This window comes from Roseovarius sp. MBR-51 (genome assembly GCF_053628575.1).
In genome coordinates this window covers 428,251-450,923 of record NZ_JBRJGQ010000001.1, presented here as the reverse complement: position 1 = coordinate 450,923, position 22,673 = coordinate 428,251, and the positions used below count along the sequence as shown (strand labels likewise).

The following is a 22,673-nucleotide window of genomic DNA, read 5'->3' as shown; positions in this document are numbered from 1 at the left end:
CATCCCATGAGCGATACCCTCAAAACCGCCGTTGTCACCGGCGCCGCGCGCGGCATCGGCCTGGCCACCACCCGGCAATTTCTGGCCCAAGGCTGGCACGTCGTGATGATCGACCGCGACGCGCCCGCTCTGCAAGAGGCCGCAGGCGCGCTCTCGGGCGTTGATCCGGTGCTCTGCGATGTCTCGCAGCCGGATCAGGTGGCGCTCATGGCCGCCCATGTGACCACCACCGCGCCCTCTGTCGATGCCCTCGTCAACAATGCCGGCGTGGCCGATTTCGGCCCCCTTGCGGAAACCGACTTTGCCCGCTGGCGCACCGTCATGCAGACCAATCTCGACGGCGTGTTTCTCATGTCGCAGGCGCTGCGCCCGGCGCTCTGTGCCGCACGCGGGGCCATCGTCAACATCGCGTCGATCTCGGGCCTGCGCGCCTCGACCCTGCGCGTGGCCTATGGCACCTCCAAGGCCGCCGTCAAACACCTGACCCTGCAACAGGCGGCGGAATTGGGCGAATTCGGCGTTCGCGCCAATTGCGTCTGCCCCGGCCCGGTGGCGACCAAGCTGGCCATGGCCGTGCATACGCCCGACATCGTCGCCGCCTACCATGACGCGATCCCCCTCAACCGCTATGGCAGCGAGGATGAAATCGCATCGGTCATCACCTTCCTCTGCTCTCCAGCCTCCAGCTATGTCACCGGCCAGATCATCGCCGTCGATGGCGGGTTCGAGGCCACGGGCATCGGCCTGCCCGCCCTGCGCAACTGAGGCGCGCAAGAAAAACCCGCCCCGGATCACCCCGAGGCGGGTTCATGTTGCCCGTCACGCCCCGGGCCTGACCCGGGGCCTCTTGCCCGTCACCACGAGGTCCCGGGTTAAGCCCGGGACGCGCGTCACAAGACGCAAAGTGGGGCAAATCCTTACTTCTGCGCCGCCGTCACGATGAACTCGACAAGGTAGTCGGGCGTCGCCAGCTTGGCCTCGCCTGCCGCGCGCGCGGGCGTGTGGCCCTGCGGCACCCAGGCATCCCAAACCGCGTTCATCTCGCCGAAATCCTTCATATCCGCCAGCCAGACGATGGTTTGCAGGATGCGCGTCTTGTCGCTCCTGGTCTCCGCCAACAGCGCATCGACCTGCGCCAGACAGCTTTTGGTCTGCTCGGTCACGTTGTCGCCGGGCTTGCCAACCTGTCCCGCCAGATAGACGATGCCGTTATGCACAACCGCTTGGCTCATGCGGGGGCCGGTATGATGACGGGTAATCTCACTCATGGGATGTCCTTTCAGATGTGGTCCTGCCCCTTTTAGGCAGCCCGCCCAGCCCGCGCCAGTGCCAATCGCTACATCCACCACCGCGCCCGGTCATGCCGCGCCAGCCAGCCACCGACGCTGAAATGATCCCGCCGGATGAGCAGCACCAGCGCCACAAACGCAGCCAGCACCGCCAGATCAATCACTTGGTTGCGATTGACGGGAAATCCCCGGTCATTCACGGCGAAAGGGTCAAAGAACCCCTCCCAGCGCCGCGTTACGGTAAAGAAATGCATGATCAGCAGGCCACCATAGGAAAAATACCGCAAGACCCCAAGCGCCACCAACAGGCACAGCACAATTTGCGCGCCCCCGGCCAGATACACTTGACCCAGGCTCACCTCGATCCCATCGAAATTGCGCGCAAGGCTCTGATATTGCCCCGGCGTGATGATCTTATGCGCCGCCCACAGAAAGATGAACCATGCCAACCCCAGCCGCAGCACCAAGACCGCCAGCGCATCCAGCTTGTCCTGCGGTGACAGAATGATTTTCTCGTGCAATGCCATATGAACCCATCCCCGTTCCAAACACCTTCTGGCTAACGGCATGGACTCGCACATTCAAATCACAGCTTGGCGAAGAGTGTGTCAGGCGCGCGTCGCCTCCGCCACTCCTGCGCCCCCTATGCCCGCCGCCCTCTGTCGCCAATGGTCCTCCTCTGTCCTTGATCCGCCGCGCAAGCGGCCTCACGCCCCATGCGCCGCACGGCTGTCCTCGGGTGCCTCGTCCCGCTCATGCTTGCCGTAATCCCGGATCACGCTGACCACGCGCAAGCGGTAGTCGTCAAACATCACCTCGCGCCCCGCCTTCTGCGCCCCGCGATGCGCCGCCAGTTGCCGCCAGCGGATCACCGCCGCCTCATCCTCCCAGAATGACAGCGACAAGAGCTTGCCGGGTTGGGTCAGACTCTCAAACCGCTCGACGCTGATAAAGCCAGGGATCGCCTCGGCCAATGGCCGCATCTTGGCCGCCATCTCCAGATACGGCTCCTTTTGTCCCTCACCGGGGATCACCTCGAATATAACCGCAATCATGTCACGCCCTCCCACTTGTTGGCCCCGGTTCACTTAGCCGCGTTCCTCGGCGCCTTGCCTTGGCATTCTGCCACGCCACTCAATCTCGGCCCTCTGCCCCCGGCACCTTGCCTCGGACCTCAGCCCCGGCTCAACATCTCGGCCCTCAGCCTCCGCGTCTTGCCCCGGCTCGCCGCTTGGATGCCACCGCGCCACCCCGGAACGTCCATCATCCCCCTCCGCTCACCAACTTCAGGAAAACGCGGTCTTCGCGCAACAAAAACCGCTCGCGCTGCGCGAACGCATAATTTTCGCGCCCCAGCGGATCATCGGCCAGCCGCGCGCGATAGGTCTCATACGCCGCCAGAGAGGGGATGTTATAGATACCATAGGCCAGCGTGCTGCTGCCTTCATGCGGGGCATAATAGCCGATCAGATCCGCCCCACAGCGCGGGATCGCCTCACCCCAGTTGCGGGCATACTGTGCAAATGCCTCCGTCTTGGTTGGATCAATATGATAGCGAATCACACATGTGAGCATGTCAGGCACTCCTTTCCAAATGGTTGCAGCCCCCGATCTACCCGATTGCGCAGCGTTAATACTTCGGCTACTATCGAACTATGAAAACTGGTCCCGACATCGCCCGCATCGCTGCCCTCATCGGCGACCCGGCCCGCGCCAACATCCTCACCGCCCTGATGAGCGGCAAGGCCCTGACCGCCACCGAACTAGCGGCCGAGGCGGGCGTGACCCCACAAACCGCCTCCGCCCATCTGGCGCGGCTGGAAACCGGCGGTCTCGTCACCCAGCGGCGGCAGGGGCGGCACAAATACACCCGCCTCGCCTCGGAGGACGTCGCGCATCTTCTCGAAACCCTGATGGGCTTTGCAGCGGGAGCAGGTCATCTGCGCACCCGCCCCGGCCCCCGCGACCCCGAGCTGCGCCGCGCCCGCGTCTGCTACAACCACCTTGCGGGCGACATGGGCACCCGGATGTATGACAGCCTGCGCGCACGCGGCTATCTACATCGCGATGACACGACCCTCACGCTCACCGACAGCGGCCACCGCTTCATAGCCACCCTCGGGCTTGACCTCGCCACGCTTCCGTCGCCGCGCACGCCCCTGTGCCGCGACTGTCTCGATTGGTCCGAACGCCGCGCGCATCTGGCCGGGCGTCTGGGGCGCGGCCTGCTCACGCATATCGAGCAGGTTGGTTGGGCCCGCCGCATCCCGGACACCCGGATCATTCGCTTCACGCCGGCGGGCGTGTCCGCCTTTGACAGCGCCTTTCCCCAGATTTGAGCTTGTGTACAAAAGCCGTGTACATAATGAACATCCCGTACACAGCGCCCTCGACGCATCACCAGACCAGATTGCACAGCGCATAAGTCCAGTCTAATCTCGCAACATGGCGATTCCAGTCGAAACCTTCTTTCTTGCCCCCGAGGCCGAGGGCACGCTTCAGGCGCAGATTCAGCAGATGATCGCGCAGGGCATCCTGTCAGGCCGTTTTCGCAAGGGCGAGAAACTCCCCTCCTCCCGCAAACTCGCCGCGCATTTGGGCGTGAGCCGCATCACCGTGACCCTCGCGTTGACCGAATTACAGGCCAATGACTACCTCGCCTCGCGCGACCGCTCTGGCTACTATGTCTCTGAAAACGCACCAGAACCCCCGGCGTTCACCGCCCCCGCGCCACGCGGCGACACAATTGACTGGTCCCGCGCGCTAGGCCGCCGCTTCACTGGCGGTGACACCCCCGAAAAGCCACAGGATTGGGCGCGCTACCCCTATCCCTTCATCTACGGTCAGACCGATCCGGCGCTCTTTGACCATGCCAACTGGCGCCATTGCGCGCTTCAGGCGCTCGGCGCCAAGGATTTTCAGGCCCTCACCGCCGATTACTACGATCAGGACGATCCCAAGCTCATAGAATTCATCGCCCGCCATACCCTGCCGCGCCGCGGCATCATCGCGCAACCCGATGAAATCCTTGTGACAATGGGCGCACAGAACGCTTTGTGGCTCACCGCGCAGGTGCTCCTGACCCAACGGCGCACCGCAGCAATCGAGAACCCCTGTTACCACGCCCTGCGCGACATTCTCATGCAATCCCGCTGTCACCTGATGCCGGTGGACGTCGACCGCGATGGCCTGCCGCCCGAAAATCTGCCCGATGAGGCCGACGTGATCTTTACCACGCCCAGCCATCAGGCGCCCACCAATGCCACCATGCCTCTCGCCCGGCGCAAGGCGCTGCTCACCCGCGCCGCCGATATGGAGGCGCTGATCGTCGAGGATGATTACGAGTTTGAGGTCTCCTTCCTCCGCGCGCCCCTTCCGGCCCTGAAATCCCTCGATACCGAAGGGCGGGTGATCTATGTCGGCTCCTTCTCCAAGTCGATCTTTCCCGGCTTACGCCTAGGCTATCTTGTTGGTTCCAAATCCTTTATCCGCGAGTGCCGGGCCCTTCGCGCCTCAGTCCTGCGCCATCCGCCGGGCCATATCCAACGCACGGCGGCCTATTTCCTCTCGCTCGGACATTACGACAGCCTCGTGCGCCGGATGGGTCAAGTCTTTGCCCGCCGCCGCAGTGTGATGGAGAGCGCACTGACCGAACACGGCCTCGACGTCGCCGGGCGCGGCGTCTTTGGCGGCTCGTCCATCTGGATGCAGGCCCCCGATCACATCGACATGGGCCTGATTGACATCGCCCTCCGTCAAGCGGGCGTGTTGATCGAGCCGGGTCACCCGTTCTTCCACGGTTCCGACCGGCCCCGCAATTTCTACCGCCTTGCCTATTCTTCGATCCCCTCAGAACGCATCCCGCAAGGAATAGCCCATATCGCTCGCGAATTGGCCTTGGCTTCAGAACATAGCCCTTTAGGCTAAAATTTTAAAATTTTACAATAAAAGCAAATACATATACTAATTTCGTTTTGACGCGACCAAGAGTGCCCCCTCAGAAAAAATTTGATTTTGATACCATAATTCTCATTTTTAATATATTCTGGCATTACCCTACATCAACGTCTGGCCCTAGAAGTACGCCCCTCAGAAGGCTAGTTTCCCCTCAGACACCCACTCAACCGCCACCGTGCGCCCGACCCAGAGGACCCAGCCGATGAAGATGACCACCGAAGAGGCCTTTGTCAAAACCCTGCAACTGCATGGAATCCAACACGCTTTCGGGATCATCGGCTCTGCCATGATGCCGATCTCGGATATTTTCCCCAAGGCCGGGATCACCTTTTGGGACTGCGCGCACGAGGGCTCTGCCGGCATGATGGCCGATGGCTACACCCGCGCGACCGGCAAGATGTCGATGATGATCGCCCAGAACGGCCCCGGCATCACCAATTTCGTGACCGCCGTCAAAACCGCCTACTGGAACCATACCCCCCTCCTCCTCGTCACCCCGCAGGCCGCCAACAAGACCATTGGTCAGGGTGGCTTCCAAGAGGTCGAACAGATGAAACTGTTCGAAGACATGGTCGCCTATCAAGAAGAGGTGCGCGATCCCACCCGCATCGCCGAAACCCTCAACCGTGTGATTCTCAAGGCAAAACGCGCCTCTGCCCCGGCCCAGATCAACGTGCCCCGCGATTTCTGGACGCAAGTGATCGACATCGAATTGCCCGCCATCGTCGAATTTGAACGCCCCTCCGGCGGCGAGACCGCGATCGCCGAGGCGGCCAAACTGCTGACCGAGGCCAAGTTTCCCGTTATCCTCAACGGGGCCGGTGTGGTGCTCGCGGACGGCATCGACGCCTCGCGCCAATTGGCCGAGCGTCTCGATGCCCCGGTCTGCGTGGGCTATCAGCACAACGACGCCTTCCCCGGCTCGCATCCGCTCTTCGCCGGACCTTTGGGCTACAACGGCTCCAAGGCGGGGATGGAGCTGATTTCCCGCGCTGACGTCGTGCTCTGCCTCGGCACCCGCCTCAACCCTTTCTCGACCCTGCCGGGTTATGGCATCGACTACTGGCCCAAAGAGGCCAAGATCATTCAGGTCGATATCAACCCCGACCGCATCGGCCTGACCAAAAAGGTCACCGTGGGCATCGTCGGCGACGCCAAGAAGGTCGCCACCTCGATCCTCGCCCACTTGGGCGAGAGCGCGGGCGACACCGACCGCGCAGACCGCAAGGCCCTGATTGCGCAGACAAAATCGACATGGGCGCAGCAGCTGAGCTCGATGGACCACGAGGACGACGATCCCGGCACCACCTGGAACGAGCGCGCCCGCGCCGATAAACCCGACTGGATGAGCCCCCGCATGGCATGGCGCGCGATCCAATCCGCTCTGCCCCGCGAGGCAATCATTTCCTCGGATATCGGCAACAACTGCGCCATCGGCAATGCCTATCCGTCCTTTGAAGAGGGCCGCAAATACCTCGCCCCCGGCCTCTTTGGCCCGTGCGGCTATGGCCTACCCTCTATCGTCGGCGCGAAAATCGGCCAACCTGACGTGCCCGTCGTGGGCTTTGCTGGCGACGGTGCCTTTGGTATCGCGGTCAATGAACTGACCGCAATCGGGCGGGGGGAATGGCCCGCTGTGACGCAGATCGTATTCCGCAATTACCAGTGGGGCGCCGAAAAGCGTAACTCAACCCTTTGGTTTGACGACAATTTCGTCGGAACAGAGCTGGATCAACAGGTCAGCTATGCCGGCATCGCGCAGGCCTGCGGCCTCAAGGGTGTTATCGCCCGCACGATGGAGGAACTGACCGACGCGCTCAACACCGCGATCAAGGATCAGATGGAGCATGGCAAGACCACGCTCATCGAGGCCATGATCAATCAGGAACTAGGCGAGCCCTTCCGCCGCGACGCGATGAAGAAACCCGTGGCCGTCGCAGGGATCAACCCCGCCGACATGCGCGAGCAGCAGGTCTGATCCATGTCAGGACCCGGCAACAGCGATCTCATTCTGGTCCTGAATGCCGGGTCTTCCTCGATCAAGCTGGCCGTTTTTGACGGCGCACTGACCCAAATCCTGACTGGGATCGCCGATGGGATCGGCGGCCCCGGCACGCTCAAACTGGGTGATGTGAAAACTGCTCAGGACTTCCCTGACCACGCCACAGCCCTGCACGCCATCCTGCAAGCACTTGAAATTCAAGGTTTTCCAATCAGCCGCTTTACCACCGCCGCGCATCGCGTGGTGCATGGCGGAACGGAATTGACTCAGCCCATTCGCATCACACCCGATGTTTTGGCTGCAATTAGGCGCTGCTCACAACTGGCCCCGCTGCACAATCCCCACAATATCGCGGCAATAGAGACATTGGCCGCCCTCGCCACTGATCTGCCGCAGGTAGCTACCTTCGACACCGCCTTTCACGCGAGCAACCCCGAGGTCGCCACCCGCTACGCCCTGCCGCCACAAATCGAGGCGCGCGGTATCCGGCGCTATGGCTTTCACGGCATCTCCTATGCCTCTTTGGTCGACAGCCTGCCCGCCCTGACCGGCACGCTGCTGCCCGCCCGGCTCTTGGCCTTTCACCTCGGCAACGGCGCGTCGATCTGCGCCATTCGTGACGGACAATCTATCGCCACATCAATGGGTTACTCTCCCCTTGAGGGGCTGACCATGGGCACCCGCACCGGCATGATCGACGGCAACGCGGTGCTGCGCTTGGCCGAGGAGGACGGCATTGCGGCCACCCACACGCTTTTGAACAAGGAAAGCGGGCTGCGCGGCCTCTCAGGCGGTCTCTCGGATATGCGCGCGCTGCTCGCTGACCCCTCCCCGGCAAGCGCCTTCGCGGTCGAGCATTTCTGCTACTGGGCCATCCGCCACGCCGGATCGTTGATCGCCGCAATGGGGGGCCTCGACGCCGTGGCCTTTACCGGCGGCATCGGCGAAAACGCGGCCCCCGTGCGTGCCCGGATCATGGACGGACTGGCATGGCTCGGGGCACAGATCGACGCCCGCGCGAATGCAACGGGCGAAACCCGCTTGCACGCCCCCAACTCTGGCATCGCCTGCTGGATCATCCCGGCCCAAGAAGAACGCATGATCGCAGGCGACGCACAGCGCCTGTTGTCTCGCGAATGAGCTTTCATATCGGGAAAACAGACCTGTAAATTCGGAAATTCCGAGACATGTTTTCAGGAAATGAAAAGAAACGAGAAGATGGTCGCGAATTGGGTTCTCCTGCCATAACGTGACGCCGACGGAGGAAAAGACCAGCCATGACACATCAGCCCCGCATCGACACCTCGCCGCATGTCTCGGATGAGGTGCGTAAAACCACCTGTTACATGTGCGCCTGCCGCTGTGGCATCAATGTGCATCTCAAGAGCGGCAAAGTCGCCTATATCGAGGGCAATCGCGATCACCCTGTGAACAAGGGTGTGCTCTGCGCCAAGGGCTCGGCGGGTATCATGCAGGTCAACGCCCCCTCCCGCCTGCGCGCGCCGCTCAAGCGGGTCGGCCCGCGCGGTTCCGGCGAATTCGTGGAAATATCCTGGGATGAGGCGCTGCAAATCGCCTGCGACTGGCTCGAACCGATCCGCCATAACGATCCGTCCAAGCTGGCCTTCTTCACCGGGCGCGATCAATCACAGTCGTTCACAAGCTTCTGGGCGCAGAATTTCGGCACCCCCAACTATGCAGCACACGGCGGCTTTTGCTCGGTCAACATGGCCGCGGCGGGCATCTACACCATGGGCGGCGCCTTTTGGGAATTCGGCCAGCCGGATTGGGACCATACCAAGCTCTTTATCCTCTTCGGCGTGGCAGAGGATCACGATTCCAACCCGATCAAGATGGGCATTGGCCGGATCAAGGCACGTGGCGCGCGCGTCATCGGCGTGAACCCGATCCGTTCGGGCTATAATGCCGTGGCCGATGATTGGGTGGGCATAACCCCCGGAACCGATGGGCTTTTCATCCTGTCGCTCATTCACGAACTCATGCGCGCAGGCAAGATCGACCTCGATTATCTCGCCCGCTACACCAATGCGCCGGTTCTGGTGAATGCCGATTCCAACTCGCCCGAACATGGCCTCTTCCTACGCGACGCCGATGGTAAACCTCTGGTGATCGACCGCAAGACGGGCCAACTCACGGCCTTCGACAAACCCGGCGTGCGCCCCGATCTCAGCGCCACATACGACTCCGATGGCATCACGCATCGCCCGGTGATGCACCTCATGGCCGAGCGCTATCTCGATCCGCAATACGCCCCCGAAGCAGTGGCCGAGCGCTGCGGCATCACCCCCGACAAAATCCGTCGCATCGCCGCCGAAATCGCGCGTGTGGCTTTCGAAGAGGAGATCGCCCTAGATCACGAATGGACCGATTTCCGCGGCGAAACCCATAAGACAATGATTGGGCGGCCCGTCAGCTTTCACGCCATGCGCGGGATTTCGGCCCATTCCAACGGTTTCCAGACTTGCCGCGCCTTGCACGTCCTGCAAATCCTCCTCGGCACGATCGAGGTGCCCGGTGGTTTCCGCTTCAAACCGCCCTATCCGAAACCCGTCAGCGCGCATCCCAAACCGCATTGCGGCGTGCAGCCTGATTGCCCGCTCGACGGACCGCATCTGGGCTTCGTGCGCGGTCCCGAAGATCTGGCGCTCAAGCCAGACGGCACGCCCGCCCGCATAGACAAGGCGTTCACATGGGAAAACCCGATGTCCAGTCACGGGCTGATGCATATGGTGATTTCCAACGCCCACGCGGGCGATCCGTACAAGATCAACACGCTCTTCATGTATATGGCCAACATGTCCTGGAACTCATCCATGAACACGAGCGGTGTGATGGACATGCTGACGGACACCGACGAAACTGGTGAATACGTCATTCCCCGCATCATCTATTCGGATGCCTATAGCTCGGAAATGGTTGCCTATGCCGATCTGATCCTGCCTGACACGACCTATCTGGAGCGGCATGACTGCATTTCGCTGCTTGATCGCCCCATATGCGAAGCGGATGCAGCCGCCGATGCGATCCGCTGGCCTGTGATCGAGCCTGACCGCGATGTGCGCGGCTTTCAGACCGTCCTTGTGCAACTTGCCAACAAGTTGAAGCTGCCCGGCTTCACCGCTGAAGACGGCTCGGCGAAATACGCCGATTACGCCGATTACATTGTCAACCACGAGCGAAAACCGGGAATTGGCCCACTCGCAGGCTTTCGCGGCGATGGAACCGAGACCGGGCGCGGCGCACCCAATCCCGAGCAGCTTGACCGCTATATCGAGAACGGGGGGTTCTTTGTCAGCCATATTCCTGAGGGGGCGAATTACTACAAACCGTGGAATGTGGCCTATCAGGGTTGGGCCGTCGGCATGGGTCTCTTTGACGCGCCGCAGCCCTATGTGTTTGATCTCTATGTTGAAACGATGCGCAAATTCCAACTAGCCGCCGAGGGACATGGCTCGCGCCAACCCCCCGAGCATCTGCGAGCACAGATCAAGGCCACGATGGACCCACTCCCTATCTGGTATCCACCCTTTGAGGATACGCATGTCGATCCCGAAGAGTTTCCCATCCATGCGCTCACACAACGCCCGATGGCAATGTATCACTCCTGGGGCACGCAGAACGCATGGCTGCGCCAGATCCACGGGCATAATCCACTCTATTTACCCACGAAACTCTGGCAACAGCACGGTTTCACCGACGGCGATTGGGCCCGCGTGACGTCTGCGCATGGCGAAATCACCGTGCCGGTCGCCCACATGGCCGCGCTCAATGAGAATACCGTCTGGACATGGAACGCCATCGGCAAACGCAAAGGCGCTTGGGCTCTAAGTGAGGATGCCCCAGAGGCCACCCGTGGCTTTCTACTCAACCACCTCATCCATGAGCTTTTGCCACCCAAGGGCGACGGGTTGCGCTGGTCGAATTCTGACCCGATCACCGGACAGGCCGCATGGTTTGACTTGCGGGTCAAGATCACCAAGACTGACGCCCCATCTGAGGCGAAACCCATCTTCGCCCCGCTCAGATCCCCCGTTCCCCAAGGGCCCTCACATCTTGAATGGAAGGTTGGCAAATGAGCGGAAAAACCCTGACATTGCTCGCAATTCTGACTTTTGTCGCCGTGACGGTCGGATCATTTTTCTGGTTCATTGTCACATGGGACAAGGCCAAAGAAGAACCGGTCACTCTGATTGCACCAGCATATACCGTTGAGGAGCGCATCACATGACCTCGCTTCCAAAATCGACACAGCGCAAGATGGGGCTCGTGATCGACCTCGACACCTGCGTCGGCTGTCATGCCTGCGTCGTGTCCTGCAAGGGCTGGAATACCGAGAACTACGGTGCGCCACTGAGTGATCAGCAGCCCTACGGAGCTGACCCCTCGGGCACCTTCCTCAACCGCGTGCACAGCTACGAGGTGCAGCCGCTGGCAACCTCGACAATGCCGCACCCCGCCGCACAATTGATCCATTTCCCCAAATCCTGCCTGCATTGCGAGGATGCGCCCTGCGTAACGGTTTGCCCGACAGGGGCCAGCTATAAGCGGGTGGAGGATGGGATCGTTCTGGTCAACGAAGCCGACTGCATCGGTTGCGGCCTATGTGCTTGGGCCTGTCCTTACGGCGCGCGCGAAATGGACGCGGCCGAAGGGGTAATGAAGAAATGCACCCTTTGCGTCGACCGCATCTATAACGAAAACCTCCCCGAGGTGGACCGCGTGCCCGCCTGCGTGCGCACCTGCCCCGCGGGTGCCCGGCATTTCGGCGATTTCGCGGATCCTGAGAGCAATGTGTCCAAATTAACCGCAGAGCGCGGTGGAATGGATCTCATGCCCGAGCAGGCCACCAAACCGGTCAACAAATACTTACCGCCGCGCCTCAAGGATCAGCTCGATCAGCCCAAACCAGTCGGCGAAATCGACGTTCTCGCCCCCTTTCTCGCCCCTGTAATCCAAGAACCCAAGGGCTTTCTTGGATGGCTCGACAAGACCTTGGAGAAGCTCTGATGCACCCCGCACCATCCGTCATCGTCTTCACCACGCTCTCTGGGTTGGGTTTTGGCCTACTTGTCTGGCTTGGTTTAGGCCTGCCTGCCGTTTCAGGCTGGGTGGCCTTTGTTTTCTTCGTCATTGCCTATGCTCTTGCCGTTGGCGGGCTGATGGCCTCGACATTTCACCTCGGCCACCCTGAACGGGCCTGGAAGGCCTTTAGCCAATGGCGTTCCAGTTGGCTCAGCCGAGAAGGCGTCTGTGCGGTTGCTGCTCTCTTGGTCATGGGGGTCTATGCGGCGGGATTGGTGTTATTTGACATCCGGCTTGCGTTGGTTGGCTTGATCGGGGCGCTCCTGTCGATGGCGACTGTTTTCACGACCTCGATGATCTACGCGCAACTCAAGACCGTTCCGCGCTGGAAAACACCCCTGACGCCCGCGCTCTTGATCGCGATTTCTTTGGCAGGCGGTGCGCTATTGGCAGGTCAAGTGAGCGCCGCTTTGGTTCTCATCCCCATTGCAGGTGCGCTGCAAATTCTATGGTGGGTTCGTGGCGACGGAGCCTTTGGGCAAAGCGGCACGACCATGGCTACAGCCACTGGCTTAGGTCAAATCGGCCAAGTCCGCGCGTTTGAGGCGCCGCACACCGGACCCAATTACCTTTTGCGCGAACTTGTCTTTCAGGTGGGGCGCAAACATTCGCTAAAGCTACGCGGTATCGCCTTTGGCCTTGGCTACGTGCTGCCCGTGCTGCTGTTGCTCGCCCCTTTCACTCATATATTGGCGCTCATCGCAGTGATCGCCCACGTCGCTGGTATCGCCGCGTCACGCTGGCTGTTCTTCGCCGAGGCAGAGCATGTCGTGGGCCTCTATTACGGCAAACGCTAGGGCACGGGCGCGTTAACGCCCTGTGCTCCATTCTTCGTCGACCGACTCACCTCGCCCATGCCAGAACCGTTTCCACCGCGCGCGGATGGCCCAAAAGAGTGCGGCCAAGAGGATCAAGATCACAATCTTGACCCAAGGAATGATTTGCACGTCCGGACCCTCAACGGCCCAGATCGTGACGGCATTTGGATAGATCGAAAAGAATTCGTTACGCCATCCATAATGGCGCACCACGACCCACTGCGCATTCTCGGCGTTCTTCTTTGACATCATGTCTGACGCCTGCGCCTGCAAGTTCGATGTATCGAACTTGAAATAGGGTGGCCAGCCCCAGCCGGTATCCTCATTGCGGTAGATCATGGGCTTGTCGTTGGCGCGAAAGGTCTGGATGAAAAAAACATCCCGCTCCACAACATCCGTGCGCTCACCAGTATCGGCACTGGACCAAAAGAGCGAGTTATCGCCCGGATTTACCCGCTTTTCATAGGTGTCTGTGATCCGCACCACGTCATGCTGTGGTAGCGTGTAATGCAGAAACGCAATCAACACGGTCCAGAACAGACCCCAGAACACCCATTTGACATAGACCATATCCGGCTCCTTACCTGAAATTCGTCACATAGATTACGACAGCCACCGTCGTCACCGGAACGATATAGACCAGCAATATCAGACGCCGCCGCAAGGAGTGCTGATATTGGATCATTCCTGCCTCTATATAGGCCTCACGATCACCCGGACGACCCGCCTCTTCCCAATCACGCTCCATTTTCTGGCGGCGCTGCGATCGCGAGTACCACGATATCGCCAGATAGAGCAGGGTCAGCACGATCAGCCCAAAAATCAGCAATCGCATCAGCGCAAGCATAACAATCTTCCCTTTTGGTTCCAGCAGATCAAGCCACGCTCTGCATAACTCAGAATCATGCTAGGCTGCACCCCGTATCCCTCAAATAATGAAAGGACCACCCCATGTGTGACGCCTGTATCATCAACGCGGTCAAAGACCGGATGCTGTCTCGCCGCGCTTTCTTTAGCACCGCCGCGGCATCCGGGGCGGCTGCGGCCCTCGCAACCGGGGGCACAACTCGTGCGATGGCCTCAGGTCATTCCTCAGTCGAGGATCTGACCCATGCCTATGACGCCAGCTTCCCGACCTATTTCGGCGCGCCCGGCATCTCGACCGAGCAGACCTTCAACTTTGCCGAACATGGCTTCAATCTAATGACGTTGACGGTCAACGAACATACCGGCACCCATGTGGATGCGCCGCTGCATTTCTCTGCGGACGGCGCCTCGGTCGATGAAATCTCGGTGGGAGATCTGGTGGCCCCACTCTGTGTCGTGGATATCGCGGCGCGTGCGACGCAGGACGCCGACACACTGCTGACACCTGACGATCTCAAAGCGTGGATTGCGACGCATGGGCCAATCCCAGATGGGGCCTGTGTGGCGCTCCATTCGGGGTGGGGGCCCAAGACCGGAACCGAGGCCTTCCGCGGCTTTGATGGCGAAAAGCAACATTACCCCGGCTTTCATATCGAGGCGGCGCAGATGCTGATTGAGGAAACCGGTGCACGTTCGATTGCCAGCGATACGCTCTCGCTAGACCATGGGCCCTCGGCAGATTTTGCCACCCATTATGCTTGGCTCCCTACCGGTCGGTTTGGCATCGAATGTCTGGCCAACCTCGACAAGGTACCCGCAGCCGGGGCAACGATTGTGATCGGAGCGCCCAAACATCGCGGTGGTTCGGGCGGGCCGGCACGGATTTTCGCCATGATCTAAAGTCTGGCGGCCCCGGCGACATCTCTCCGGGGCCGAATTCTTGACGACCGTAGGACATGACGGTTCAAAACCGTTTCATTTACAACGATGCACGTCATCATAGGTTTGATGCGCGGCGTGTTGATTTCCTAGACGCAGGTCTGGCTCGGCGTGGCCCCGTACACCCTCACAAAAGTTTAGGGGATACGCCCCTACTCTAATGCCCGCTGGAAATGAGGACCATTTCGCTCTTTCCCGAACCCGAAAGAGACGCCCCACTTTTGTGGCCTGAGATCAAGACACCGACATTAAGAAGCCTATCAGGACATACGCCTCTATCCCTTTGCTGGACGTGGCGATCAGAACGCCCGTCCAAGCAACGCAGACCACAAAGGGGTACGCAAGGGATTGATCAAGAGCGGTGCCCCATCATCAAACCCTACCAGCAGCCGTACAAACTTAAATCCGAACTCATCAGCCTGTTGAATGCAAGCAATCCACTTGAACATCGGCATCAATGCGCCTGGCTTGCGTGAGCTAAGTACGAGACCGCGCTCTCGCTCAATCGAGAGAGATTACGCCAGACAGACCTGTCGCTCGATCTGCATCGCCCATAAAAAAACGGGCCAAAAGGCCCGTTTTTATTCTGTGAATCTCACGTACCTCTTGGCAGCGCGGAGATCTATTAGTTGGTGGTTGTGGTCGTGCTGGAGCTGTCGTCCGAGCCCCCGGCTACAGCCGCAATAAAGATCGCGCCAACTACGATACCTGCAGCCGTTGCCGCAGCGACACCAAGACCCGGAGTCGTCGACTCACCTTGGGTCGATACAAAGGGGTCAGTGTTCACTTTTGCGTCGTCAGCGAACACAGGGGCAGCCGCAGAGCATGCCATTGCAGTCGCAGCAACAAACGTCGAAATCTTGTTCATACCATTCTCCTATCCATAATGGACCATGACGCCCTACAAGGACTTGGTCTGGTTATGCCATACCTCATGGTTCAATGGAACCAATAATTGCAACCATAACGCAATCTCGCTGGATCGGCGCAAACTTGCCACGTTTTGAATGTTTTTTAGGCAGTTTCAACTGGCTACCATCGCCATTGCAGCGATTTCCGCCGCTCCGACACTGCTGGCGGAGCTGTCACCCCGCGATTCGAGCCAAAGACAATAGGCGGCCATGCGCCAGTGATACCAAGGCGCAAGGGACAGGTAGCGAAGGACAAGATCCTTATCAGGATAGCTAAAGAGAAATGTCTCTCGTTCGTTATCTGTAAGAGGCCGTTTACGATACACCAGTTGCATCGCGGGTGACAAAAAGAGCGCGAGATCTTCACAGGGATCGCCCAATGCCGGACATTGCCAGTCGATCAGCCGCCATGAGCCTTGCATACCAACAATATTCCCCGGAACCGGGTCACCATGCAGAAATGAGAGCCTTCCGGATGGTTGAACGGCACCTTTTGGCCTGAGACCCAAGAGACTCTGCGCCTGGAATTGAGGGCAAAGAGCGAGGATACTCTTGGTCTGATGTTCAATTTCGCGACTTCCATCGGGGGTGATGCGGAGATGAGGGGGGCCGGTGACGCAATGAACCCGGTACAAGAGCTCCGCAATTTGCAACGGCCCGTCCTGCCATGTTCGGCCGGGCACATGCTCATAGATCAAGCAATGCCCATAGTCGGTCGAAAAATCATCGACATAAGCTGGAGCCAGGTCTCGGCCGGAGAGATGCCGCAAAGCCGCCACCTCTCCATCCGGATCATTCGGAAACAAGGGATTGTATCCATCGGGGCTAAACAGTTTGACGACAATACATTGGTCGTGGGATTCCACTTTCCAACTACTGTTCGTTCTTCCACCGACCAATTGGGTCCAAGCCGATCCTGCGACATCAAAGCCCCGGCCTTTCAGCGTCCGCAACAAGCCTGTTTGTGTCTCGATTGCCGAACCGAACGGCATGGTGTGTCACCTGTTGCAGGGAAATGGGTCGAGTGACGCTAGAGGGATTGGACCCATTCGGCAAGTCCAGGATTACTGAGAACTCGGACGCAGGCCTAGAACTTGGTCTGGTGAAATCCGCTGCCCGCTTTCGAGTACCAAAACTGCCTCACCAGCCTCGAATTGGGCCTCAACGATGCGGCTAGGCACACGCGCGTTATGCCGGGCGATGGTGTCGTTATTCACCAGCGAGTGTACCGAAAGAGCGTAGTCCCCATGGGCGAGGGGCAAACCTATACGATCAAGCCCAGCCCACAAAACCTGTCCGGAGGTGGTCGGGATGGGTTGTCGATTTACAATGATGCCTTGGGCACTGGTTGCCACAATCTCGGCCGCTTCGGCTTGCGGGTCAACAGTAGCCAAGAGCGAAACGGGCTCACCGCTAAAGCTGACAGGCAGCTCTGAGAGCGCCTCCATCCCGATCCAACCAGATACCTGAGACAGACTCTGTGCGCCAATCCGCGCACCCAGATCCGTAAGGAGATCGTTGGTGAGGACCTGCTGCTCGACCGCCGAGAATGTCGCCAGCTGCACAGCGAAATCCGACGACTCAATGGGGTTGAGCGGATCCTGATTACGCAACTGAGTTGTAAGCATTTTGAGAAAGGTTTCAAAATCGGTGCTGAAGCCACCAGTCGCTTTCTCAAGGGAACTGTCCGAGGTTGTCGCGCCGCGCTGGATAGCGCCCGCCTCGAAGCTGGGTTGACTGGCAGACGTCACGTCCATCTAGATTTCCTTTATATCAGAACATCAAGCCGTTCTCCGTGCATTGACAGCGGAGAGGCCAAGGGAATTGTAGCAGCCCCTGAGGCAGTATCGAACTGAACCGATTCCTGAGCAGGGTCTCGTCGGTAGTGCAACTTAGCATTGGAGCCGTTGGCAGAGTCTTGGCCGCCAAATGAGAAATGCGTATGCTCATATCCGACGTCGAGGAGGGCGCGGGCCAGAGTATCTATATGGCGTCGCAAGAGATCGAGAGTTTCCGGTCGATCGGCCAAAAGATTGACAGTCATCACGCCATCTTGAGCGGAGAGTTTCAGACGTATCCGGCCCATTTCATCGGGGGACAAAAGCAATCCTACCGAGTGTTCGCCGTCCCCCGATTGATGCACAGCGGTCGCAATGTACTGCGCAAGAGCCGAAGGCAACTCCGAACGATGCCACAGGACACTGTTTCGGAACATGCTGGGGTTCTCTTGTGATGTCGCCAAACGGAATTCCGAACCCATGACATCATTCGGGTCCTCCCGACCCAGTTCAACATCAAGGTTCGGGACACTGACCACAACACCGTCAGTCAGTATTCCATGGTTCTGGCTAAGCTGGGATCTGATTTCAGGCCACGCGACGGCGCGTGTCGGATCAAACACGTCAGGATTAACGCGCTCAACACTATATGCATTCCTTGCCAGCCCGGAGTCGCGAGAACTTAGGTCGTCCGGGACCGACTTTGACGCAGATGCGGTTAGGCCCAAGGCGATCACCTTCTCTTGCATGATAGCGTGAGCGTTATGAACAACGTGGGGCATTTCTTGCACGGTGGCGGCACCGGTGGTCTTGCCTAGAATAATCTGTGCCTCGGGATCTATGAGGGCCCTTCCCGTTACATCTATGGTCTTGTTCACATGGATAATCTGTCCGAGATCGCGCCCCTGATTCAGGGATGACAACCCGTCCGGCGCTTCTGGTAAAGCCACCGAGTGTTCCACCCCCTGTCGCGAAATTGCACCATCAGCGAACAGAAGGTCCAAATTTTGGTCAAGACTATTCAGAACTGGCACCCTTCCACCGTCGGACGCCACGATAAGAGCGTTGTTAACCCCTGACGCCGCTTCTGGCCGTGCATACTTGGTCAATCGCTCATCAAACTCTCCATCAAGACCGTGGGTCTTGGGAAACTCCGGCACATCGTCCAATGCCACCAAGACATGTTCAACCCCGCCACCCTGCAGACCCTCATCCAGGACCACCGATGAGGACATCAAGATGTCTTTGGTCGAAACGGTTTCTGGCCGCCCACTATGCATCGCCTCTGATAGCGAAACATCTAATTCTGGTGTGTCACTCTCAATCAATGTCGTCGCTTCATCGTCGCTGATGTCATCGCGAGTCACGTCATGAATTCTCTCGAACACCTCTCCAAAATCCAGCGGCCCACGCGTAGAATCGAGCGATTTAGTCTCAATGCCCCTCACGGTCATCGGCGGCGCAGGAGTCCGCGTGATGGAGTGCATTGGCTCAGTGGCAAGTGATTCGAACATCTGCGCCCTCCAGTTGTCTTTGACCATGTCCCTGAATATGGCGAAACCGATTACTGCTTGTTTACCGATTTCGGGTCTTCTGGTGATTAGTTCGATCAATTTGAGGAATACCCATGTCCAACCCAGTATCGTTACCGTCGGGAATAGGGGGCTCAGACGCCCCCCTCAAAAACCCAACGCGCATAGTCGCCGAGCGCCTGGAAGCCAGCTTTCTGGCAGAGATGCTCAAGTTTGGAGGGCTCGAACCAAAAGAAAGCAGCTTTGCTGGCAGCACCGGAGAATCACAGTTTGCTTCGTTCCATCGAGAGGCATTGGCACGCGAGATGGTCAAAGCAGGCGGCATCGGACTGGCGGACGTCTTTTTTCAGTCCATGATGGAGCGCTCAAATGGCTCATGAAATTGAAGCCCGGATTATCAGTGATCTCGATGCCATACTGGAAGAAGAGCGTAACGCGCTACTGGCGAGTGATATTGCAAGGATCACCGCGCTCATTCCAGAAAAGGAACGCCTGCTTGAACATCTCAATGCGCTCGACCATCAATCGGTCAGTGCATTGAACAGCCTCCAGAAAAAGCTGTCGCGCAATCAGGATCTGCTCAACGGCACTTTGCAGGGCATTCGAAACGTCGCTGCGCGGCTCGCGGCTCACCGCAGCATTCGCCGTTCGACGGATACATACGACCAACATGGCCGCAAATTCTGTATCCGCGGCGAGGTCGTCCATAATATCGAAAAACGCGCCTAAGCGGGTCGTTAAAATTCGTCGCTTTTCTCATGCCGGGTTTAGCACTCCATTAGGACCTTCGGGGCACTCTCGGTCTTGCATCCACGACAGGATGGCGCAGACGGATCATACCCTTCGCTGCACATGTCAGAATGACATCAGACCGCTCCCGGTACGGGCGTGGGATATTAAATGGCGAAAAGCGCCAAAATCAAAGGGAACGTACAATGTCCAGTATTCTGACCAACAACAGTGCCATGGTGGCGCTTCAAACCCTGCAATCAGTCAACTCAAATCTCGCCAAGACGCAGGATATGATTTCAACAGGCAAAGCTGTTGCGACGGCCAAAGATAACTCGGCGATTTTTGCAATTTCCAAGGTGATGGAATCCGACGTCAGTGGCTTCAAGGCTGTCTCGGACGCCTTGTCCTTGGGTGAATCGACCGTGGCCGTGGCCTCTGCCGGAGCCGAACAAATCACCAATATTCTCAATGACATCAAGGAAAAGGTCGTTGCTGCTACTGGTGAAAACGTCGATCATGCCAAAATACAGAACGATGTTGATGAACTGGTCAATCAGGTCAATTCGATCATTGGCGCGTCCCAGTTCAACGGGGCGAACCTGCTCGACACGGCAGGCAATGCTGGCATTACGGTTCTGTCCTCGCTTGATCGGGACGCGACTGGAACGGTAACAGCATCGAATATTACCGTGGCCTCTGTCGATTTCGAGGCCAACCTTGACCTGAGCGATATTGATGTGTCGAGCGCAACTGCAGCAGACAGTTCTCTGGCTGCGATCGAAACCCATATTCAGACAGCAGTTGACGGGGCAGCGGCCCTTGGCGCTTCGGCGCGCCGGATCTCTGATCAGAACGAGTTTGTCAGCAAAGTCACGGATGCGATGAAATCCGGTATCGGCGCCTTGGTCGATGCCGATTTGGAAGAGGCCTCGGCGCGTCTTCAGGCTCATCAGGTACAGCAGCAGTTGGCGACCCAATCCCTGTCCATTGCCAATCAGGCACCACAGGCGATTCTCTCGCTGTTCAGAAACTAAGCTCAACTTGGGGCGCCCTCAGGGGCCCCCAACCTCCGCTCAGTGACAGACCGCCAACTTGAAAGGACATGACGTGAACGCGACCCAGCTGGCGCAGACCGCCTATCAAAACCAAGCGCAGACCATTCGGACTGAGCGAAGGCTGGAGTACGACGCCTTTGCCCGGATAACGCATCGCCTTGGCTTAGCTGCAGTCAAGGGTCGTGAGGATATTCACAACCTTGCCGCCGCGCTACATGACAACCGGCGCCTTTGGACAATTCTGGCGACAGACGTCGCAGATCCAGAAAACCCCTTGCCGCAAGAATTGCGCGCGAGAATTGTCTATCTGGCGCAGTTCTCGCACCATCACAGCACTTTGGTGCTCAATGGCGATGCGTCTCTTCAGCCTCTCATCGACATCAATACAGCCATGATGCGCGGGCTGAGTAACAGGCAGGTCGTTTAATGAGCGGTCTTGTACTGAAGCTTGGTCCCAAAGAGCGCGTGCTTATCAACGGAGTGGTGGTTGAGAATGGGGATCGTCGCTCGCGTTTGTCAATTATGACTCCGAACGCACATATTTTACGTCTGCGCGACGCAATACACCCTGAAAGTGCAACCACGCCGGTGCGCCGGGCATGCTATGTCACGCAGCTTCTACTGTCAGGTGACGGCGATCCGCAACAGGCGCGTCGCCAACTCTTGCGACACATTGAGGAGCTAAGTCAGGTACTGCGCGATTCCGACAGTCGGATCCAGCTGACACTCGCAACAAGAGCCCTTTTAGACGGGGAATATTATCAATGTCTCAAGGCCCTTCGTAGGCTAATACCACGAGAAGAACGGCTATTGGCGCATCGAATGTCATGAACTTTGCCCCGGTTCTTCCTCTGAACGGATTGTCGGGATGGGCACTCTTGTCTCGCACCTTTGAGCGCCAGTCAGAGCTTTTCAATAAATCGCCGCAGATTGTTCGCGATACTGACTATTTCGAGCAGACCATCGGCAAGATCACCACCGCTGAGGATCTTGTGTCTGACCGCCGCTTATTGCGGGTCGCGCTTGGGGCATTCGGGCTTCAAGAGGACATCGAAAGCCGTGCCTTCATCCGCGCCATCCTTGAGGGAGGCACAATCAACGAAGAGTCATTGGCCAATCGCCTCGCCGATGATCGCTATAAACAGCTGGCCGAAGCCTTTGCATTTGCAGATCGCCCCATCCCTCGCACTCAATTGTCCACTTTCGGCTTCGAGATCACTGAAAAATTTCGCCGCAGGGAGTTTGAGGTGGCGGTCGGTGATCAGGATCAATCCCTCCGCTTAGCCCTGAACGCGCGGCGCGAGTTGGGGGATATCGCAGGCGACGATGCGGCAGAGGATACGCGGTGGTTCCGTATTCTCGGAAATACTCCGCTGCGCCGCGTATTCGAGGTGGCGCTAGGATTACCTGAGAGTTTTGCACAAGCGGATCTGGATCGACAGTTGGACGAGATAAAATCTCGGGCGGCGCGCCAATTGAACATCGGTTCGCTATCAGACCTTGCCGATACAGGTGTTCAGGAACAATTGCTCCGACGTTTTTTACTGCGTGATCAGATGGCGCGCATCAACATGCAATCATCACAGTCGATCGCGCTGACCCTGCTGCAATCGGTCCCTCCCCGATCTTGAGGCGCAGACCTTGAGGCGGGTGTCATAGGTCAGATCCGAACGTCATGTCAAATTTCCCA

The 22,673-nt window shown here is 58.7% G+C and carries 26 protein-coding genes; 16 read left to right on the top strand and 10 right to left on the bottom strand.

Going from position 1 to position 22,673, the window contains the following annotated elements:
* Positions 1-6: 6 nt before the first annotated feature.
* The gene (locus tag ACSSVY_RS02235) at positions 7-765 is read left to right on the top strand and encodes an SDR family NAD(P)-dependent oxidoreductase (RefSeq protein WP_454267758.1); all 759 of its coding nucleotides are present in this window, start codon (positions 7-9) and stop codon (positions 763-765) included.
* Positions 766-917: 152 nt separating this feature from the next.
* On the opposite strand, the gene ACSSVY_RS02230 is transcribed toward ACSSVY_RS02235, so the two are convergent.
* From ACSSVY_RS02230 to ACSSVY_RS02215, 4 genes are all read right to left on the bottom strand, one after another.
* Complete coding sequence (locus ACSSVY_RS02230; protein WP_454267757.1) at positions 918-1,268, bottom strand: RidA family protein; 351 nt, start codon at positions 1,266-1,268, stop codon at positions 918-920.
* Between the two features lie 68 nt (positions 1,269-1,336).
* Complete coding sequence (locus ACSSVY_RS02225; protein ID WP_454267756.1) at positions 1,337-1,816, bottom strand: hypothetical protein; 480 nt, start codon at positions 1,814-1,816, stop codon at positions 1,337-1,339.
* 180 nt (positions 1,817-1,996) lie between these two features.
* Positions 1,997-2,344, bottom strand: a complete 348-nt coding sequence (locus tag ACSSVY_RS02220; RefSeq protein WP_454267754.1) for an antibiotic biosynthesis monooxygenase family protein — start codon at positions 2,342-2,344, stop codon at positions 1,997-1,999.
* Positions 2,345-2,552: 208 nt separating this feature from the next.
* Positions 2,553-2,864 carry an NIPSNAP family protein gene (locus tag ACSSVY_RS02215; RefSeq protein WP_454267753.1) on the bottom strand — a complete coding sequence of 104 codons (312 nt, stop codon included), beginning with the start codon at positions 2,862-2,864 and terminating at the stop codon, positions 2,553-2,555.
* A gap of 80 nt (positions 2,865-2,944) precedes the next feature.
* Between ACSSVY_RS02215 and ACSSVY_RS02210 the strand changes: the two genes are divergently transcribed.
* The 8 genes from ACSSVY_RS02210 (at position 2,945) to ACSSVY_RS02175 (ending at position 13,148) form a co-directional block, all read left to right on the top strand.
* Complete coding sequence (locus ACSSVY_RS02210) at positions 2,945-3,628, top strand: ArsR/SmtB family transcription factor (protein WP_454267752.1); 684 nt, start codon at positions 2,945-2,947, stop codon at positions 3,626-3,628.
* 106 nt (positions 3,629-3,734) lie between these two features.
* Positions 3,735-5,216, top strand: a complete 1,482-nt coding sequence (pdxR, locus tag ACSSVY_RS02205; protein WP_454267751.1) for a MocR-like pyridoxine biosynthesis transcription factor PdxR — start codon at positions 3,735-3,737, stop codon at positions 5,214-5,216.
* 232 nt (positions 5,217-5,448) lie between these two features.
* Positions 5,449-7,224: a sulfoacetaldehyde acetyltransferase gene (gene xsc, locus ACSSVY_RS02200; protein ID WP_454267750.1), complete on the top strand. Its 1,776-nt coding sequence runs from the start codon at positions 5,449-5,451 to the stop codon at positions 7,222-7,224.
* A 3-nt stretch (positions 7,225-7,227) separates the two neighbouring features.
* Positions 7,228-8,388, top strand: a complete 1,161-nt coding sequence (locus ACSSVY_RS02195) for an acetate/propionate family kinase (RefSeq protein WP_454267749.1) — start codon at positions 7,228-7,230, stop codon at positions 8,386-8,388.
* A gap of 137 nt (positions 8,389-8,525) precedes the next feature.
* On the top strand, positions 8,526-11,345 hold the full coding sequence (locus ACSSVY_RS02190) for a molybdopterin oxidoreductase family protein (protein ID WP_454267748.1): 2,820 nt from the start codon (positions 8,526-8,528) through the stop codon (positions 11,343-11,345).
* Positions 11,342-11,497, top strand: coding sequence for a hypothetical protein (locus ACSSVY_RS02185; protein ID WP_454267747.1), 156 nt, complete (start codon positions 11,342-11,344; stop codon positions 11,495-11,497). Before ACSSVY_RS02190 ends, ACSSVY_RS02185 begins: the two co-directional genes overlap by 4 nt.
* A complete protein-coding gene (locus tag ACSSVY_RS02180) occupies positions 11,494-12,276 on the top strand; it encodes a 4Fe-4S dicluster domain-containing protein (RefSeq protein WP_454267746.1) in 783 nt (260 codons plus the stop codon). Before ACSSVY_RS02185 ends, ACSSVY_RS02180 begins: the two co-directional genes overlap by 4 nt.
* A complete protein-coding gene (locus tag ACSSVY_RS02175; protein ID WP_454267833.1) occupies positions 12,276-13,148 on the top strand; it encodes a dimethyl sulfoxide reductase anchor subunit family protein in 873 nt (290 codons plus the stop codon). Before ACSSVY_RS02180 ends, ACSSVY_RS02175 begins: the two co-directional genes overlap by 1 nt.
* Before the next feature lie 12 nt (positions 13,149-13,160).
* On the opposite strand, the gene ACSSVY_RS02170 is transcribed toward ACSSVY_RS02175, so the two are convergent.
* Together ACSSVY_RS02170 and ACSSVY_RS02165 are read right to left on the bottom strand one after the other, a co-directional pair.
* The gene (locus ACSSVY_RS02170) at positions 13,161-13,739 is read right to left on the bottom strand and encodes a DUF1523 family protein (RefSeq protein WP_454267745.1); all 579 of its coding nucleotides are present in this window, start codon (positions 13,737-13,739) and stop codon (positions 13,161-13,163) included.
* 10 nt (positions 13,740-13,749) lie between these two features.
* Positions 13,750-14,016 (bottom strand): hypothetical protein, encoded by a 267-nt coding sequence (locus ACSSVY_RS02165; RefSeq protein WP_454267744.1) that lies wholly within the window; start codon positions 14,014-14,016, stop codon positions 13,750-13,752.
* Positions 14,017-14,120: 104 nt separating this feature from the next.
* Here ACSSVY_RS02165 and ACSSVY_RS02160 point away from each other — a divergent pair, with 104 nt between their 5' ends.
* Complete coding sequence (locus ACSSVY_RS02160; RefSeq protein WP_454267743.1) at positions 14,121-14,936, top strand: cyclase family protein; 816 nt, start codon at positions 14,121-14,123, stop codon at positions 14,934-14,936.
* A 664-nt stretch (positions 14,937-15,600) separates the two neighbouring features.
* On the opposite strand, the gene ACSSVY_RS02155 is transcribed toward ACSSVY_RS02160, so the two are convergent.
* The 4 genes from ACSSVY_RS02155 to ACSSVY_RS02140 form a co-directional block, all read right to left on the bottom strand.
* Positions 15,601-15,843: a hypothetical protein gene (locus ACSSVY_RS02155; RefSeq protein WP_454267742.1), complete on the bottom strand. Its 243-nt coding sequence runs from the start codon at positions 15,841-15,843 to the stop codon at positions 15,601-15,603.
* 156 nt (positions 15,844-15,999) lie between these two features.
* The gene (locus ACSSVY_RS02150; protein ID WP_454267741.1) at positions 16,000-16,878 is read right to left on the bottom strand and encodes a phosphotransferase; all 879 of its coding nucleotides are present in this window, start codon (positions 16,876-16,878) and stop codon (positions 16,000-16,002) included.
* Between the two features lie 72 nt (positions 16,879-16,950).
* Complete coding sequence (locus ACSSVY_RS02145; RefSeq protein WP_454267740.1) at positions 16,951-17,643, bottom strand: flagellar hook capping FlgD N-terminal domain-containing protein; 693 nt, start codon at positions 17,641-17,643, stop codon at positions 16,951-16,953.
* Positions 17,644-17,654: 11 nt separating this feature from the next.
* Positions 17,655-19,277, bottom strand: coding sequence for a flagellar hook-length control protein FliK (locus ACSSVY_RS02140; protein WP_454267739.1), 1,623 nt, complete (start codon positions 19,275-19,277; stop codon positions 17,655-17,657).
* A 14-nt stretch (positions 19,278-19,291) separates the two neighbouring features.
* On the opposite strand from ACSSVY_RS02140, the gene ACSSVY_RS02135 reads away from it, so the two are divergent.
* From ACSSVY_RS02135 to ACSSVY_RS02110, 6 genes are all read left to right on the top strand, one after another.
* Positions 19,292-19,576, top strand: coding sequence for a rod-binding protein (locus ACSSVY_RS02135; protein ID WP_454267738.1), 285 nt, complete (start codon positions 19,292-19,294; stop codon positions 19,574-19,576).
* Positions 19,566-19,925, top strand: a complete 360-nt coding sequence (locus ACSSVY_RS02130; RefSeq protein ID WP_454267736.1) for a flagellar protein FlgN — start codon at positions 19,566-19,568, stop codon at positions 19,923-19,925. The genes ACSSVY_RS02135 and ACSSVY_RS02130 overlap by 11 nt, the downstream gene beginning before the upstream one ends.
* A 206-nt stretch (positions 19,926-20,131) precedes the next feature.
* A complete protein-coding gene (locus ACSSVY_RS02125; protein WP_454267832.1) occupies positions 20,132-20,962 on the top strand; it encodes a flagellin N-terminal helical domain-containing protein in 831 nt (276 codons plus the stop codon).
* A gap of 73 nt (positions 20,963-21,035) precedes the next feature.
* Positions 21,036-21,410 (top strand): flagellar biosynthesis regulator FlaF, encoded by a 375-nt coding sequence (flaF, locus tag ACSSVY_RS02120; RefSeq protein ID WP_454267735.1) that lies wholly within the window; start codon positions 21,036-21,038, stop codon positions 21,408-21,410.
* The gene (gene flbT, locus ACSSVY_RS02115; protein WP_454267734.1) at positions 21,410-21,814 is read left to right on the top strand and encodes a flagellar biosynthesis repressor FlbT; all 405 of its coding nucleotides are present in this window, start codon (positions 21,410-21,412) and stop codon (positions 21,812-21,814) included. Before flaF ends, flbT begins: the two co-directional genes overlap by 1 nt.
* Positions 21,811-22,614, top strand: coding sequence for a DUF1217 domain-containing protein (locus ACSSVY_RS02110; protein ID WP_454267733.1), 804 nt, complete (start codon positions 21,811-21,813; stop codon positions 22,612-22,614). The genes flbT and ACSSVY_RS02110 overlap by 4 nt, the downstream gene beginning before the upstream one ends.
* Positions 22,615-22,673 lie beyond the last annotated feature (59 nt).

Excerpts from the sequence above, each read along its gene's own strand:
- ACSSVY_RS02125 (WP_454267832.1), top strand. The coding sequence starts at position 20,132 with ATGTCCAGTATTCTGACCAACAACAGTGCCATGGTGGCGCTTCAAACC.
- flbT (WP_454267734.1), top strand. The coding sequence starts at position 21,410 with ATGAGCGGTCTTGTACTGAAGCTTGGTCCCAAAGAGCGCGTGCTTATC.
- ACSSVY_RS02130 (WP_454267736.1), top strand. The coding sequence starts at position 19,566 with ATGGCTCATGAAATTGAAGCCCGGATTATCAGTGATCTCGATGCCATA.
- xsc (WP_454267750.1), top strand. The coding sequence starts at position 5,449 with ATGAAGATGACCACCGAAGAGGCCTTTGTCAAAACCCTGCAACTGCAT.
- ACSSVY_RS02175 (WP_454267833.1), top strand. The coding sequence starts at position 12,276 with ATGCACCCCGCACCATCCGTCATCGTCTTCACCACGCTCTCTGGGTTG.
- ACSSVY_RS02190 (WP_454267748.1), top strand. The coding sequence starts at position 8,526 with ATGACACATCAGCCCCGCATCGACACCTCGCCGCATGTCTCGGATGAG.
- pdxR (WP_454267751.1), top strand. The coding sequence starts at position 3,735 with ATGGCGATTCCAGTCGAAACCTTCTTTCTTGCCCCCGAGGCCGAGGGC.
- ACSSVY_RS02215 (WP_454267753.1), bottom strand. The coding sequence starts at position 2,864 with ATGCTCACATGTGTGATTCGCTATCATATTGATCCAACCAAGACGGAG.
- ACSSVY_RS02235 (WP_454267758.1), top strand. The coding sequence starts at position 7 with ATGAGCGATACCCTCAAAACCGCCGTTGTCACCGGCGCCGCGCGCGGC.
- ACSSVY_RS02110 (WP_454267733.1), top strand. The coding sequence starts at position 21,811 with ATGAACTTTGCCCCGGTTCTTCCTCTGAACGGATTGTCGGGATGGGCA.
- ACSSVY_RS02165 (WP_454267744.1), bottom strand. The coding sequence starts at position 14,016 with ATGCTTGCGCTGATGCGATTGCTGATTTTTGGGCTGATCGTGCTGACC.
- ACSSVY_RS02135 (WP_454267738.1), top strand. The coding sequence starts at position 19,292 with ATGTCCAACCCAGTATCGTTACCGTCGGGAATAGGGGGCTCAGACGCC.
- ACSSVY_RS02145 (WP_454267740.1), bottom strand. The coding sequence starts at position 17,643 with ATGGACGTGACGTCTGCCAGTCAACCCAGCTTCGAGGCGGGCGCTATC.
- ACSSVY_RS02150 (WP_454267741.1), bottom strand. The coding sequence starts at position 16,878 with ATGCCGTTCGGTTCGGCAATCGAGACACAAACAGGCTTGTTGCGGACG.
- ACSSVY_RS02220 (WP_454267754.1), bottom strand. The coding sequence starts at position 2,344 with ATGATTGCGGTTATATTCGAGGTGATCCCCGGTGAGGGACAAAAGGAG.
- ACSSVY_RS02160 (WP_454267743.1), top strand. The coding sequence starts at position 14,121 with ATGTGTGACGCCTGTATCATCAACGCGGTCAAAGACCGGATGCTGTCT.
- ACSSVY_RS02195 (WP_454267749.1), top strand. The coding sequence starts at position 7,228 with ATGTCAGGACCCGGCAACAGCGATCTCATTCTGGTCCTGAATGCCGGG.
- ACSSVY_RS02185 (WP_454267747.1), top strand. The coding sequence starts at position 11,342 with ATGAGCGGAAAAACCCTGACATTGCTCGCAATTCTGACTTTTGTCGCC.
- ACSSVY_RS02170 (WP_454267745.1), bottom strand. The coding sequence starts at position 13,739 with ATGGTCTATGTCAAATGGGTGTTCTGGGGTCTGTTCTGGACCGTGTTG.
- ACSSVY_RS02230 (WP_454267757.1), bottom strand. The coding sequence starts at position 1,268 with ATGAGTGAGATTACCCGTCATCATACCGGCCCCCGCATGAGCCAAGCG.
- ACSSVY_RS02210 (WP_454267752.1), top strand. The coding sequence starts at position 2,945 with ATGAAAACTGGTCCCGACATCGCCCGCATCGCTGCCCTCATCGGCGAC.
- ACSSVY_RS02225 (WP_454267756.1), bottom strand. The coding sequence starts at position 1,816 with ATGGCATTGCACGAGAAAATCATTCTGTCACCGCAGGACAAGCTGGAT.
- ACSSVY_RS02180 (WP_454267746.1), top strand. The coding sequence starts at position 11,494 with ATGACCTCGCTTCCAAAATCGACACAGCGCAAGATGGGGCTCGTGATC.
- ACSSVY_RS02155 (WP_454267742.1), bottom strand. The coding sequence starts at position 15,843 with ATGAACAAGATTTCGACGTTTGTTGCTGCGACTGCAATGGCATGCTCT.